General features: G+C 51.3%; 13 protein-coding genes and 1 pseudogene. 6 read left to right on the top strand and 8 right to left on the bottom strand.

Translation table 11 applies throughout. The features are described from left to right. Nucleotides 1-43 precede the first annotated feature (43 nt). From BHV73_RS13280 to BHV73_RS14705, 5 genes and pseudogenes are all read right to left on the bottom strand, one after another. Entirely contained in the window at nt 44-2,335 is a 2,292-nt protein-coding gene (locus BHV73_RS13280) for a fimbrillin family protein (protein ID WP_286738541.1), read from the bottom strand. Between the two features lie 115 nt (nt 2,336-2,450). Next, nucleotides 2,451-3,575, bottom strand: coding sequence for a fimbrillin family protein (locus tag BHV73_RS13275; protein ID WP_087413675.1), 1,125 nt, complete (start codon nt 3,573-3,575; stop codon nt 2,451-2,453). An 86-nt stretch (nt 3,576-3,661) separates the two neighbouring features. Continuing rightward, entirely contained in the window at nt 3,662-4,642 is a 981-nt protein-coding gene (locus tag BHV73_RS13270) for a DUF5119 domain-containing protein (protein ID WP_022218711.1), read from the bottom strand. A gap of 19 nt (nt 4,643-4,661) precedes the next feature. Then, a complete protein-coding gene (locus tag BHV73_RS13265; RefSeq protein ID WP_087413674.1) occupies nt 4,662-5,075 on the bottom strand; it encodes a helix-turn-helix domain-containing protein in 414 nt (137 codons plus the stop codon). Nucleotides 5,076-5,081: 6 nt separating this feature from the next. Next, a pseudogene (locus tag BHV73_RS14705) lies at nt 5,082-5,609 on the bottom strand (DUF3575 domain-containing protein); the annotation flags it as partial. 1,949 nt (nt 5,610-7,558) lie between these two features. Here BHV73_RS14705 and BHV73_RS13255 point away from each other — a divergent pair. Together BHV73_RS13255 and BHV73_RS13250 are read left to right on the top strand one after the other, a co-directional pair. After that, nucleotides 7,559-7,927, top strand: coding sequence for a hypothetical protein (locus BHV73_RS13255; RefSeq protein WP_286738536.1), 369 nt, complete (start codon nt 7,559-7,561; stop codon nt 7,925-7,927). Nucleotides 7,928-8,028: 101 nt separating this feature from the next. Further along, complete coding sequence (locus tag BHV73_RS13250; RefSeq protein WP_286738534.1) at nt 8,029-10,326, top strand: VapE domain-containing protein; 2,298 nt, start codon at nt 8,029-8,031, stop codon at nt 10,324-10,326. A gap of 82 nt (nt 10,327-10,408) precedes the next feature. On the opposite strand, the gene BHV73_RS13245 is transcribed toward BHV73_RS13250, so the two are convergent. From BHV73_RS13245 to BHV73_RS13235, 3 genes are all read right to left on the bottom strand, one after another. After that, entirely contained in the window at nt 10,409-10,753 is a 345-nt protein-coding gene (locus BHV73_RS13245) for a type II toxin-antitoxin system RelE/ParE family toxin (RefSeq protein ID WP_022218420.1), read from the bottom strand. Beyond that, nucleotides 10,753-10,995, bottom strand: coding sequence for a hypothetical protein (locus BHV73_RS13240; RefSeq protein ID WP_087413671.1), 243 nt, complete (start codon nt 10,993-10,995; stop codon nt 10,753-10,755). Before BHV73_RS13240 ends, BHV73_RS13245 begins: the two co-directional genes overlap by 1 nt. A 74-nt stretch (nt 10,996-11,069) precedes the next feature. Continuing rightward, entirely contained in the window at nt 11,070-11,306 is a 237-nt protein-coding gene (locus BHV73_RS13235; RefSeq protein WP_009120811.1) for a DUF4248 domain-containing protein, read from the bottom strand. A 297-nt stretch (nt 11,307-11,603) separates the two neighbouring features. Between BHV73_RS13235 and BHV73_RS13230 the strand changes: the two genes are divergently transcribed. From BHV73_RS13230 to gnd, 4 genes are all read left to right on the top strand, one after another. Continuing rightward, complete coding sequence (locus BHV73_RS13230; protein ID WP_286738532.1) at nt 11,604-12,098, top strand: HU family DNA-binding protein; 495 nt, start codon at nt 11,604-11,606, stop codon at nt 12,096-12,098. A gap of 125 nt (nt 12,099-12,223) precedes the next feature. Next, nucleotides 12,224-12,325 carry a smalltalk protein gene (locus tag BHV73_RS13225; RefSeq protein WP_502686889.1) on the top strand — a complete coding sequence of 34 codons (102 nt, stop codon included), beginning with the start codon at nt 12,224-12,226 and terminating at the stop codon, nt 12,323-12,325. A gap of 38 nt (nt 12,326-12,363) precedes the next feature. After that, nucleotides 12,364-12,834 carry an N-acetylmuramoyl-L-alanine amidase gene (locus tag BHV73_RS13220; RefSeq protein WP_286738530.1) on the top strand — a complete coding sequence of 157 codons (471 nt, stop codon included), beginning with the start codon at nt 12,364-12,366 and terminating at the stop codon, nt 12,832-12,834. Between the two features lie 129 nt (nt 12,835-12,963). After that, a complete protein-coding gene (gene gnd, locus BHV73_RS13215) occupies nt 12,964-14,439 on the top strand; it encodes a decarboxylating NADP(+)-dependent phosphogluconate dehydrogenase (RefSeq protein ID WP_118467754.1) in 1,476 nt (491 codons plus the stop codon). Nucleotides 14,440-14,449 lie beyond the last annotated feature (10 nt).

Raw genomic sequence — 14,449 nt, 5'->3', positions numbered from 1 at the left:
CTGTTTTTAGGATAAAGACATGGTATCTGCAAAGACATAACGCCTATAACGACGTCATATCTACATAATAGTTTATTTCGGGGTATGTCGGATCGGCCGGAGTCTGCTTCCAGAAATTATCGCTGTCCCAATTTATGATGTAAAGCATCGGGGGCATCGTATAGTATGCATTGATGGAAGAGTCGTACTTGGCGCATCTGAATGTTTTGGATGATCTAATCTTGCTGCTTGGTCTGAGAATTTCTTGTACCGTTTTCCCGCCTAATGTATTGCAGGAATAAGATGTTGAATTCGGGCTATCGGAGAACTCATAGCAGCTTATTTTATAATTGAAATAGCTTGTTCTGGGCAGCACCGAGCCGTCTCCATAGCAGTATCTGAATGTCGAATAATCTAGGGGTGTAAAACCGCCGAAATTAACAGTACCTATATTACCCTGCGAATCTATATCGGGGTACGTAAGGGAAAGTGGCGTATAACTATAACAAGACGTACACAGAATAGCGTTGACAGTGCCTATAAAACCGCCTGCGTTTACTGTTCTGGTGTCACCGCTGCTGGCCATTCCGCTGAAAGAGAGTGCTATGCTTCCTAAAGAATAGGAACCGTAAATATCGCCGCTATGGGCATCGCCGCCTAAAAATCCGCCGACTGTGACAATATACCCGGCGTTTGCGGGAATAGGTCCCAACTTAATATTGCCTGAAGACCAACAGGATGCGATTCTGCTTTTGTTTGTTGACATGTAGCCCACTAATCCTCCTATGGTGCAGGCATTCATGGCGGCTGACGAGGTGTGATTGTAAATACCTCCTTCCCCTATATCTACATTGGCATGGCATAAGATTATTGAAGCATCCTTTGCATCTCCTATCAGCCCGCCTGTTATGTACGGCTGGCCGCCGTCGGCATTACATGGAACTTTCCTGATTTTTCCGGTGGCGGAACAATAGTTTACTTGCGTCTCTTGGTCGACCGTTCCTGCCAGTGTTCCTGTGTAGGTTATAGGAGACCCGACCGTTATATCTGCGTCGCGCAGATTTATACCCACCAGCAGAGACTCGATTACCTGTCCGAAAAGGCCGATACCCTGGCTTGTCTTTCCGGTTTTTATCTTTAAATTTTTTATGGTATGTCCGTTCCCGTTGTATACTCCTTGAAACTCTACTTTATATCCTATCGGTGTCCAGTCGGTGGCATCGTTGGAGAAGTATTTCGAGGTAGCGAGGTCTTGTATGTCGATGTCCGCCACTTGTAAAGCTTTGGCGGGACGGATTTTTCCGTTATTCACATCATTGCGGAATTGGGCGAGGTCTTCGGCGGTGGCTATGATATAGTCATAGTCGGTGTCGGAAGGGATAGGGACTTTCAGTTCATCCCATGTTATGTCGGAGTTCACCGTGATGGCGGTTATCTGGTTGTTTTGTATCGTCAGGGTGTAGCCTATGGCTTTGCCGGACAGCCAGTCGTTGGGGGTGACATTGGGCAGGGTGGCTGTTACGGTTGTGGAGCCGCTTCCATCGGCATAGGTCAGCGTCACCTTCGTATCGTTCGGGTGCGAGGGTATCAGGAAGAATTCTTTTACGGTCTTTGCCGTGCCGTCGACCGCTATGCTGACGGTGGCCGTGCAAGTGCTTTTGCTTGTACCGATGTTCTCCGCGGTGACCGCGGTGTTGGCGTCGTTTATGCTGAAGTCGGCCGATGAGGCGCACTCGGTGCTGATACCGGTTATGGTTTTGGAGTCACTGCCGCCCGTCTTTACTTTAAAGACCACCTTGGTCATGGCGTGCTTCATGGTGAACTGCACGGGGCCATGAGTATTAGCACAGTCCGTTACGCCTGTCGAGAGCAGCAGGTCGAGTTCCCCTTTGGGGGCGGAATAGCTGATAACGGGTCTGCCCGGGGCGTTGAAGGCGGTGGGCTTCGCTATCCGTATCTTGTCGTTGGCGTTGCCGGAAACGGCGGCGGTATGGGGCGCGTAAGCGAAGAATGATACTTTCTCTTTGGCGTTGGCAGGCCAATACCTTATGGGGCTGTACGTCCAGACGCCGCCCGTTTTCTTTACCGATTGGTTGTACAGGTGGTTGGGAGTGGAACTGCCGTTGCTGAAGTTGCCTGTGCCCGTAAAGTAGGCGAATACGCCCATTTCCGTAAGGTTGTCGGTGGTGGCTTCGGCACGTGTGCCGGGTTCCGCTTCACTGCTTGCTACGGTGGTGGAGAAACCAATCTCCCGGGTGGACATAAGGCTTTCGTCCTTGCTGTCGCAGCCGGCGCACAGGGCGCACAGCAGCGGAATCAGGATGTACGCGCCTTTCATTCTTCTCGTCATATTCATTGCTTGCTTCTTTTACTGAAAAAGTTTGTTGTGTGCCCGGAGAAGGACATTCAACCTTGACCGGGCGATGGGAAATCGTCTTATTATCGTTTCGTTATCGTTTCGTTACATCGGGTTATTGAACGGTTACGGGTGTGTCGCTTTCCGTTCCCCAGCCTTCTACGGTAGTTACGTTGAAGGAGATGGCGTTCAGGCTCACCGTGAAAGTGAATTTTTGGGCTGTACCTTTCTTGAAAACACCGGCAGGCAGGTTCACTGTCTTTTCCACCGAGGATTTGGTGTGGGTAGCGGCACCTGTCTTGTTCACCATGTCGTATGCGATTTTTACCTGTACATCACCGGCCGCGGCTGTGCCTGTGGCATTGCTCACCGGGAGCAGGAACAGGTATTCATTGGCGGGGAATAGCGATGTGGCGGTTGTTCCGGCGGAAGATATGTCGATGGAGCTTGTGGTGTAGCCTGCGAAGTTGGCTGCCGTCAGGTTCAATATGCCGTTGGATGAGGCTGCCGTCAGCGCATAAGGAGATGCCAGATAATCCGACGTATTGCTTGCCCACGTCAGGGCTTTCATGTCCAGCGTGCCCTTGCTGTTCAGCTTGCTGGTATGTATCAGCGATACGGCTGTGATGAATACCTTTGTGTCGGTGTTGGCGCTGATGTCCGTACCCGTTTTGGCTTCCATGGCCACTCTGGTCAGCTGGTGCAGGAACTTGAAGTTTACCGTGCCCGAAGTCGAATTCTTGTCCATCGTATTGTTGGAACCGTCCGTAGGATCGGATACTACCAGGTCTACCATATTCTTTTGGTTGGTTTGCAGCTCAAATTTTACTTTCGGGTTGTTGCTTACGTCGGCGGACACCGGTGTGATGCCGTTGCTGCCCGCATAGGGGGCGTAGGCGAAGAACGAGATTTTGTCGTTGGCGCCTGCCGGCCAGAATTTTACGGGGCTGTATACCCATGCGTTGCCGCTGCTGTTCCATGTCACTTTCTGGTTGTTCATGAATTCGGACTTTGCTCCGGCGGTGCTGTAAGCTCCATTGGTCTGGTACGCCATTACCCCGAAGCCGGAAGTCTTTACAGCGGGAAGCCCGTTTTCCGCTCCACGGGCTTGCGCCGCGGTGTAGGTGTCGAAACCGATAGGCTTGTTGGCGTCCGGGTTCTGTTCGGTAATCTCATTTTCCGAACATCCTGCCAAGGCCATTACGATGATGGCCAGTGAGAATAAACTCTTTGCTTTCATAACTGAATGTTGTTTTTAGATTGATAAATTGTATCTTTAAATTAGTATCTTTAGCTTTGCGTCTTTAGGTTGATGAGCCGTATTTCTTAAATCGGAATCTCTGTATCGTTCTCTTGTCCCCATTCGTCTACATTGGCGTTGAATCCGGAGTCTTCCGAGATGGTTACGTCGGGCAGAGGTTCGGTGATGTCGGCTTCTATATGCAGGGTGGTGACGCCGCTGCCGTCCGCCTCTTCGTTCGCTTCGATGTTCTCCACTTCGCGCTCTATAACGGTGGTGTTGTCTTTCAGCAAGGCTCTTACCTTGATTTGTACTTCTTCGGTAGAGGGCAGTCCGAAGAGGTGGATGGTGCCGCTGAGCGTGCCGTTGGCGGCGAAGTCCTCGTCCGGGGTGATGTCCTCTACTTCAAACTCCTGCACGCCTTTCTCGGCGTTGTCCGTATTGCCGTCGTGCAGGTAGATGGAGAGGGGCACGCCGCTGAGTTGGCACGTGGCCTGCTTGAGGTTGTTGATGCCCGTGATGTGCAGCTTTACTTTCACCTTGCGGGTGAGGGGCAGGGGAGTGAATTGCAGCCGGCAGGCTCCGTCGGGACAGTCGGCCACGCTGCGTGCTCCGGCCGGGGCGTAGTTGCCCAGCATGTTGTCCGTCACTTCAAAGTCGCGTATCACGGCAGAAGCCAGCTTGCCGGGCGCCGCGGTGATGATTTTCGTTCCGTAGCGCGTCTCCGTTTGCAGGGCGTAGGCTTCGAGGGTGTGCAGTTGCTCCTGTCCCCGGAATGCCATTGTGCCGAACTCGTCGAACGAGCGGTTGAATAGTATGGCGTCGTAGCGTCCATCGGGCAGGCGTACGGTAGTTTGCGTACGGTCTCCCATCAGTACGACGCGCGGTGTGCCTCCGTCCTGCGGATAGAAAATCAGGGTGGCTCCGTATTGGCTTTCTTCCTGCTGGTCGGCACGGCTCCAGTCGGCCGTCACGGTTATTTCGGCCTCCGTATAGAAGGTCAGTTCCCTTCGTTCGCAGGACGCCAGCCAGAGCGGCAGTAGCAAAAACAAAACTGTATTCTTCATTTATTTCTGTGTTTTAGTATTAACAATCTATCAGTTTTATTTCCGACAGATAGAGCCTTGTAATATAGTTGACCACTCCCAGTTTCTGCGCCATCTTTCCGTAGCGGGTGTAGAACGCTTCGGATGTGGGGTGGTTGCAGTTCAGGTGTCCGTTTATGGCTTCGAGCACTTCGAGCAGGGAGATTTCGCATAACGGGCGGCACAACTTGTAGGAACAGGTGGTGTATGTATCGGCGCCGGCATCTTCGGCTGCTTTTTCTGTTGCCTTTTCGGTTGCCTTTTCCTTGCGGCATATCATTCCTTTCTGTTCGAGGCGTGTGTATATGTATCGCAGCTCTTCGGGAGAGGTGCAGTGGCCTATCGCTTCATGCGGTTCGTGCATGGCGATGTCGTGCAACAATGTTATTGCTATTTGAGTAAGAGGGGATAGCATATTCTTTTATTTTTTGTTTTTTCCTGTAATCAGCCAAACGAGTGATATTTTCAGTTTTGTGGGGCCCAGCCAGGTGTACTCGCCGTTTTCCTGCCAGAGCAGGGTCCGGTGGTTGTCTCGGGAGTGGTAGTGGCGATAGTCGGTTCGGAGCATTCCGATGCCGATGTTGTATTCCAGTCGGAGATTGCGGGCGATGCTGTGGGCGTAGCCGTAGCTCACTCCGGCGGCAATGAAGAATTCTCCCTGATAGCCGTTCTTGTCCCATTGCAGATCGTATTTTCCACCGCCCGCGTAGAGGCCGATGAAATGTCCGGTGAGTACGTCGCGTCCGCTCCTTTTGCCCGGCCGGTAACGGACTTCCAGTCCGCCCATGAGTATTTGCAGGCAGTATCTGTCATCGTTTATCAGCCACCAGGGGAACATGTATTCTCCGTTGAGCGACCAGCGTTTGCCTATGGGGACTTCCAGCTCGATGTTGGGCATGAGCGCCGCATCAAAGAGGAGATTGGTTTTTACCGCGAAGAGGGGGCGACGGCGTGATTTGCCGGGTGCTATTGCGTTGGCGCTGCCTGTTGTTTGGGCATTGCCTGTTACTTGCGTGCTACCGGTGATTGCTGTGTTGTCCGTTAGTTCTGTACCGTTAGCGTTTGTATCATTGCCTTTTGCAACTCTTACACCGCTTATGTTTTTTGTTCCGTCAGGGTTTGTGTCATTGCCTTTCGCAACCCTTACACCGTTTATAACTTCTGTACCGTTAGCGTTTGTGTCATTGCCTTTCGCAGCATTTACGCCGTTTACAGTTTCTGTACCGTTAGCGTTTGTAACATTGCCTTTTGCAACATTTACGCCGTTTACAGTTTCTGTACCGTTAGCGTTTGTATCATTATCTTTCGTAACTCTTACACCGTTTATAACTTCTGTTCCGTTAGCGTTTGTATCATTACCTTTCGCAACTCTTACACCGTTTATAACTTCTGTACCGTTTACGTTTGCAACATCGCCTTTTGCAACTCTTACACCGTTTATAACTTCTGTACCGTTTGCATTTGCAACATTGCCTTTCGTAACCCTTACACCGTTTATAACTTCTGTACCGTTTGCGTTTGTGTCATTGCCTTTCGCAACTCTTACACCGTTTACGACTTCCGTATCATCCGTAATCTCCGTTCCGTCTGCCTTTTGGTACTCTTTTCCGTTATTACCTTGAGCATCTGCTACAAGCCTGCTACCCTGCTGTGCATGCCTTAGCGGCCGCATATAGACGGTGCATATAGATGCGTTTCTCAGTTCAGGCAAAATCCATTGGCTTATATGCCGATACGGAATACCTGTATTCAGCTTTTTCAAGAGAGCCTCTTTCCGTTTTTCGCCTGTATTCAGCTTTAATATCTGCAATATTTCGTCCCGGCAGGGCAGGAGCGTGTCGTTCAGTGCGACATCACGCAGGGCATCCCAGCTCTCCGCCTGCGCAGAGGTACGGATGCGATACTGGTTCAGTCCGGGGTATTTCCAGACCAGATACCCTTTGACGGCCTGTGCGCGTCGCAGAGCGAGACGCCGGTTGTAATCGGCGTCTCCTTCGGGTGAGGAAAAGGCTTGTATGCACACGGAATCTATCCGGGATACACACAGGCTGTCTGCGAAGATTTTGTGCATGGCGGCAAGTATCCGGTTATTGTCACGATATCCGTAGTCGACCATTGAGCGGTCGAAGCGGAAATGCAGTACGAGTTCTGTCTTTTGTTCGGTGTCGGCGCTGAAGACCTCTTTTTTTGTCTCTCGCGCTTCCTGTGGATATATCGGAAAAGGCAGTACCTGCATAAACCCAATGATTAACAAAGGTTTCAGGTTCATAAATGTTATTTGTTTGTTTGCTTGTTTGCTTGCTTTTCAGGGTAAAGTGTTTATTAAACGTACGTCTGAAAAACACCTTTTCGGGGCTCTCTTTCAGCCCCGCCCTTTATACTTATTCCTTTGTCAGGGCACTATTTTTATTTCGGATGTAAGCGTCTGTTCCACAATATATTGAAAAATTATTTTGCTGTCATCCGAAATTAATATTATCAAAATAATTTGGTATTATGAAAAGTATGCGTATCTTTGTGTTTATCAAACGTACGTTTAAAAAACACCTCCGTTTTCGTTGAATTTTCGTTACAACATTCACCGCCGTTATTTCTCTGTTCTTTACAACTTTTCCCTGATGATACAAGTTTCATATATATAGTACATGCGCGTGTGCGCACGCACGGGCGTATTCTTTCTTTTTTTTCGGTTAAAAATCGCCGATTCATTAGAGAGGGGGATATACCCTCCTGCCTTTCTTCACGGTGTCGGCGATTTTTTTTTATTCTCAACAAGTTTCCGGCGATTGTTTTGCCCGCGTTTAATAAATGTTTAAATTTGCCTGTTAATATTAATTGAAGCCTTTAAATGTTAAACGAAAAAAGAGAAAAGAGTATGAAAAGTGCTATTTTAAAAAAGTGGAGTTTGTAGATTGCGATCGTTATGTGTTTGTTTCGAAGGATGAAAACCTTGATGTATCCCGCATCGTTACGGGGATTGACCTGATGCTTGACGGCAAGGTGCACGTGGATACGGGCAAACAGCTTCTGTTCGAGGCCGTTGCCTGCCAGATACACGGCCATCAGGCGGCGGGATGTCCTGATTTAAGTATAAGCCGCGAGGTGAGGTGCTGGGCTCATATTCTGCACGCGTTCTGCTTTGTGGAGAAAGACCGCGACCGCAGTTCGGAGATGAAGGAACAGTCCATCGAAACGGCGCTGTACAATACCCTTGCCCGTCTTTTCCCGAAAGAGGAGCAGGGCGCGTCCGATGAGCGTCCGAAATAAGTGAAGCGGATAGTCCTTTCCTGTGGAGAGGACTATTTTCGTATCCGGGAGCGTACGCTTATCTTTGTTCCCGCCGATAGGGCAAACTAAAACAAACATCGATGAAAGACCTCATGATTACCGCTTACAGCGGCTTCTCCACCGTTTCCGGCGAAACGAACCTGACTACCGTGATAACCAACATCCGCAACGGCGCCTACTTCCATACGGTTCGGAAAGTGGAGCAGCAGTTGCGTCTGGGCGACCTCTCCAAAGCGAACGCCATCAAGAAGCAGCTCCCTTTTTTTACGCTCACGGGAAACTACTCCGCCTTGCGGCAGCCTTACAGCCTGCTTCGCTACAACCCCGTCATCACCGTGGACGTGGACGAGCTGGCGGACGACCGTGTGGATGCCGTCCGCCGTTTGCTTGAGGCTGACGCCGACGTTGTGGCGTGCTTCCTCACGCCCAAGCGGCACGGCTTCAAAATCTTCCTTTACCTGCGCACGGCGTATGCCCGCCGCCTGCGCAAGATGACCTTCTCCGTGCCTTTCATCACGTACGCGGAGCTTGAGAACCATCATGCGCTGATGTACGAGGCCGCCCGCCTGTACGTGGAGCGTCTCATCGGACTTCCGGTGGACGTGAGCGGTAAGGATATCGGTAGGGGCTTCTTCGCTTCGTTCGATGCGCAGGCGTATCTGAATACGGCTCTGCTGGGGGAGATTGAGGAAGTGACGACCCGGGTGCTCGTGCCCGGGAAGACGGAGAGGAAGAAGAAAGGGGCGGGGGATAAGCCGGTGGAAGACGGGTTGCCGGGGAAACTGCCGGGTGAAAGGACAGGCGGTGCACTGCCGGGTGAGAGGATGAGTAACGGGCTGCCGGACGAAACGGCGGATAACGGAGCATTGCAGGGCAAGAAGAGCGACAGGTCGCGGGGTGGCGACGCTTCCGCCCTGTCTGCCGAAATAGCCCCCTGGCATCTCATGGAGTATAAAAAGGCGCTCAACACCACCCGCCGTTCCGAGGTTTTCCGTAAGGGCAACCGTGACAATTTCCTCTTCATACTGGGCAACCGCTGCTTCCGCAAGGACATCCCCCGGGAAGTTGCCGTGCTCCTTGCCGAACGTGACTTCCGGCAGGACGATCTGGACGTTGCGGGGGCTATCGGCAACGCCTACCTGTACGTGAGCAAGACCTGTGCGGCCGAGAAGGCGAAAGAGGACAAGGTTCCCGTCGTCAGCCGCGTCATGGATTTCCTTTCGCTTCGCTACCGCTTCCGCCGCAATACGGTGCTGGACCGTCTGGAGTTCTGCGAGCAGGACGGTGCGTGCGGGACGGACTCCCTTACCGCTTCTCCCGTTTTCAGCCCCCTGCGGAGCAAGGATTTGAACTCCATCTACGTAAGCCTGCTGACAGACGGCATCAACTGCTCCCTGAACACGCTGAAGGCCATTGTCGACTCCGACTACGCCACGGCGTTCAATCCCTTTGAGGACTATTTGCTCAATCTTCCCCCGTGGGACGGCGTAACGGACTACATCGGCGAGCTGGCCGATACCGTACGGACGGAAGACGGGAAGTTCTGGCGCGAGAGTTTCCGCCGCTGGCTGGTGGGCTCGGTGGCCTGCGCGCTGTACGAGAAGAAGGTGAACCAGCTCGTGCTGATACTTTTCGGCGGTCAGGGCAAGGGCAAGAGCACGTGGATAAGCCGTCTGCTTCCGCCCCAGTGGCGCGAGTACTACCACACGGGCATGATATGTCCGGACAGCAAGGACGACATGCTGCTGCTTTCCACCCGCTATCTCATCAACATGGAAGAGTTTCAGGGTGTGAAGGCGGCCGACCTTGCGGGGCTGAAGCGTATCATCACGCAGGAGAGCGTGACGCAGCGCAAGGTGTACGATACGCAGGCTTTCTGCTTCGCGCGGCATGCCTCGTTCATCGCGAGTACCAACAAGCGTCAGTGCTTGCAGGACATCGACGGCAACCGGCGTTTCCTGCCCTCATCGGTGCTTTCGGTGGATTATCGTCGCCCCGTGAATTATCAGGGGGTGTATTCGCAGGCTATGTCGCTGCTGGGCAGCGGCTTCCGGTATTGGTACGAGGGCGACGAGATAGACGGGCTGAACACTCATAACGAGCGTCACCGGATGAAGGACCCGGTGGAAGAGAACCTGTTCGTCTTTTTCCGCCGTCCTCTGGCAGAGGATTTGTCTGTTCAGTGGATGCCCGCTTCCGCCATCCTTACCCATCTTACGATTTACGGTAAGGTGCAGGTGAACCGGCAGACGCAGCAGGAGCTGGTGCAGGCGCTCGAGAAGTATGGTTTTGCGACGCGTACGAACGGTCAGGGCAGTACGGAGTATGAAGTGGTGAAGTTCCAGTCGGATGAGGTGGAGCGCAACTTCCGGCAATAGGATGTATATCAAAAAAAGTTTTGCCTATGTTGCAAATTACGTTTGATGTACGGCAAACGGGATTGGCGGCATAGGCAAAATATTATTCTTTTCCGTAGGGAGAGGATGGTTCACAGACTTCGAGAGGACAGGATTTTAAAGTGTCGGGATTTCGGTAGGTATGCCAAAAGAGATGTATTCTAATAATCTCTCCTTTGATAGAATAGATTACTTTATAAGGCTTTACAAAAATAAATCTGTATTCATGCTCTTTATCGGTGAGCAGCCATTCAATGCTTCCTGCCAAAGGATGCTGTTTTAATCCGTTGATGTTCTCTCTCAGCTTCTGTATATATCTTAAAGCGGTTTGAGAACCGAAGTTACTTTTTCCGTATTGAAAGATTTCTTCAATCTGATACCGGGCTTTAACGTCGTATCGTATAATCATTACCGCAGTGAGTTAAAAAGCTCTTCCATTTGTTCCTCACTGATGTATTCTCCTGCATCAAACCGCTTTTCAGAAGCTTGCAGGTGTTGCTTTACCTCACTGAAATTCATCCGGCAGGGTGCATTATGTCCCGTACCTTTCAATATGATTTCTTTTATATCGTCCAGCACTTCTTTGTTGTCAATACTCAATACTTCCCTTGCCAATTCTGCCTTATAAGCTTCTAATTCTAAGGTATTCATAATTACTTTGTTTTGTACACTGACAAAGATAGGTAAAAAACTCGGTATATGTTTGATGTCGGTGGTATTGTTTTTTACGGCTCTCCCAGCGTCTCTACAATCAGCCTCACCTGCCGCCTCGTATAGCGGTGGTCTCCCCTTGCTTCTCCCGACCTGTACATGGCCTCGTACAGTTCGGGATTTCTTTGTATCCAATACCTCATCTTGCGCATGGCGGGCACAAGCGGCATATCGGGATTATATAAGTGCGCCAACTCCGATTTTCTGTAAGAACGGATAATGAAAGGTTCTTCAATGCAATGATTCTCCATCTCTTTGTTATGATTTTAAACGTTTTATGATTACTGTTTTTTTGTTCGAGCCATCTCTCGGATATACCTCAAATATACGGAAAAAATACGGACTACGGAAGTGAACCGCACATTATAATCACTTGAAATCCAACTATCGACATACATATACCGCCGCACCCATGTACGACAAAACAGCGGTGCGTACTTCCGTATCTTTGTCCTACGGAACAAGAGAGGGTATGGTTAACCGCCAATTGCGCACCCCGGCTCAGTCTCCCTATTTTTTAATTTTTAATTCTCAATTCTCAATTTACTATGGCAGTACCATTTAAGAAAGTGGGTTATCGGAAAGACCCGAAGAATAAAAATTCCGAGATAGTGTTTCATCCCCGCCTCGTTACGATGGGTCAGACAATGACGCTGGAGAGTATCGCGTACGAGATGAAAGAGAAAAGTTCCCTTTCTTACGGGGATATCAAGAGTGTGCTGACGAACTTCGTGGAAGCGATGCGGACGGCGTTGTATAACGGTCATTCGGTGAATATTCAGGAGTTCGGCGTATTCAGCCTTTCGGCGCACTCGGCGGGAGTGGCGGATGTAAAGGATTGTACATCCAAGAATATCAGGACGGTGAAGATTAACTTTCGAGCTTCGAGCAGTGTGAAACCGAATCTGACGTCTACGCGTGCAGGAGAGAAGATTGAATTTCTCGATGTACAGGCGGCAATGGACGGAGAGACAGGTGGCGGTAACGGCGGCGGTGGCAACGGCGGCGGAAACGACGGAGAAGAAGAAAATCCGTTGGGCTAAGAACCCGCCGGACTGAAACAGGGTAAAAGACAGGGCGGAACGGATTTCAAGCCTTATCCCGTTATTGAAAGGCCGCCTGCCCGTCCGTACCCTATTTCCTGATAACATTTCAATCAATTTTCATTATTATAAAAAAATCAACCTGGTGGGACAAGCTCCTCAAAATCGTAATCGCAGTAGCATCAGCCGTTCTCGGCGCATTGGGCGCACACGCAATGCCCATGTAGCCAAGCCATAACTCATAACTTATAACTCATAACTCAAAATGAGATTCATCAACCTCATCGTTGTCCACTGTTCCGCCACCCGTTGCGACCGCAGCTATACGGAACACGACCTGACAACAGACCACCTGCGCCGGGGCTTTTCCGGCGCAGGTTATCATTTTTACATCCGTAAGAACGGTGATATAAAGACGCTCCGGCCTCTGGAACGTCCCGGCGCGCATGCCAGAGGCTGCAACGCTCACAGCGTCGGCATCTGCTACGAGGGCGGGCTGAACGAGCGGGGACGGCCTGCCGATACCCGTACCGATTTTCAGAAACACTCCCTGAGAGCGCTCGTCCTGCTACTGTTGAAAGACTATCCCGGCAGCCGCCTTTGCGGGCACCGCGACCTCAGTCCCGACCTGAACGGCAACGGCGAGATAGAGCCCGAAGAATGGATAAAGGAGTGTCCCTGTTTCGACGCCGCTTCACTGCTTGACGAACCGCCCGTAAATCCGGGATATTTGTAATTGATTTTCCTTGAAACGAGCGGTTAATCAAAAGTTAAACAAAATATGGAATAATTTCAAACTTGACATGAACAAATAGCGGGCACATATTGTTTCAACTATAAAGATAAATTTTACAAGTATCAATATATGGAGAATTTAAATAAAACTGACATTGGACTAATAGGGCTGGCCGTAATGGGTGAAAATCTGGCGTTGAATATGGCGGATAAAGGCTGGCAGGTATCGGTTTACAACCGTACGGTTCCGGGGATTGAAGAAGGTGTGGTAGACCGTTTTATCAACGGCCGCGCACGTGGTAAGAGCATTCGCGGCTATACGGATATAGCCCGTTTTGTGGAGTCGGTGGCCGCGCCGCGTAAAATAATGATGATGGTTCGTGCAGGCAGTGCCGTGGACGAACTGATGGAACAACTGTTTCCGTTGCTTTCGCCGGGCGATATACTGATAGACGGCGGCAACTCCAACTACGAAGATACCAACCGCCGCGTGGCGTCGGCCGAAGAAAAAGGATTCCGTTTTGTGGGCGCAGGCGTGTCCGGCGGTGAAGAGGGCGCGCTGAACGGCGCTTCCATCATGCCGGGCGGGTCGGTGACCGCTTGGGACGAGGTGAAACCGATTCTGCAAAGCATCGCCGCCAAAGCGTCCGACGGCACGCCGTGCTGCCAGTGGGTGGGCCCGGCGGGTTCGGGACACTTTGTCAAGATGATTCACAACGGCATCGAATACGGCGACATGCAGCTCATCTCGGAAGCCTACTGGGTGATGAAGAATCTGCTGCAACTGAATAACGAGGAAATGTCTTCCGTTTTTTCGACTTGGAACGAGGGCAAGTTGCGCAGCTATCTCATTGAGATTACGGCCAACATCCTGCGTCACAAGGATAAGTCGGGCGGCTATCTGATAGATAAAATTCTGGATACCGCCGGACAGAAAGGTACCGGCAAGTGGTCGGTAATCAACGCGATGGAGCTGGGCATGCCGCTGGGACTGATTGCCACGGCGGTATTCGAACGCAGCCTGTCGGCGCAGAAAAGCCTGAGGGAATCGGCCGCCAAGCATTTTGTGTGCCGGCGCACGGACGTGGTGTACAACAAGCCCGAAATGGTGAAAGACATCTATTCGGCGCTGTACGCGTCCAAGCTGGTGTCCTATGCACAGGGCTTCGCCGTACTGCAACGCGCCTCGGACGCTTTCGGGTGGAACCTCGACCTGGCTTCCATAGCCCGTATGTGGCGTGGCGGCTGCATCATCCGCAGCATCTTCCTGAATGACATCGCCGCCGCTTTCGAGCAGGCCGGAAAACCGCAGCATCTTCTGCTCGCTCCCTATTTCAGCAACGAGATGAAGCAACTGCTTTCCGGCTGGAAACATCTGGTGGCGCAGGCCATGAAAGAGGAACTTCCGGTTCCCGCCTTCTCGTCGGCATTGAACTATTTCTACTCGCTCGTGTCGGCCAAGCTGCCGGCCAACATGATTCAGGCGCAGCGCGACTATTTCGGAGCGCACACCTTTGAGCGTGTGGACGAACTGCGAGGACAATTCTTCCACGAAAACTGGACGGGACACGGCGGAGATACGAAGTCGGGAACCTACAACGTGTAGCCCCCTCTCG

The organism is Bacteroides sp. 44_46 (assembly GCF_001915465.1).
In the GTDB taxonomy this organism is placed as follows: domain Bacteria; phylum Bacteroidota; class Bacteroidia; order Bacteroidales; family Bacteroidaceae; genus Bacteroides; species Bacteroides clarus.
This window is presented reverse-complemented; position numbering and strand designations above follow the sequence as displayed.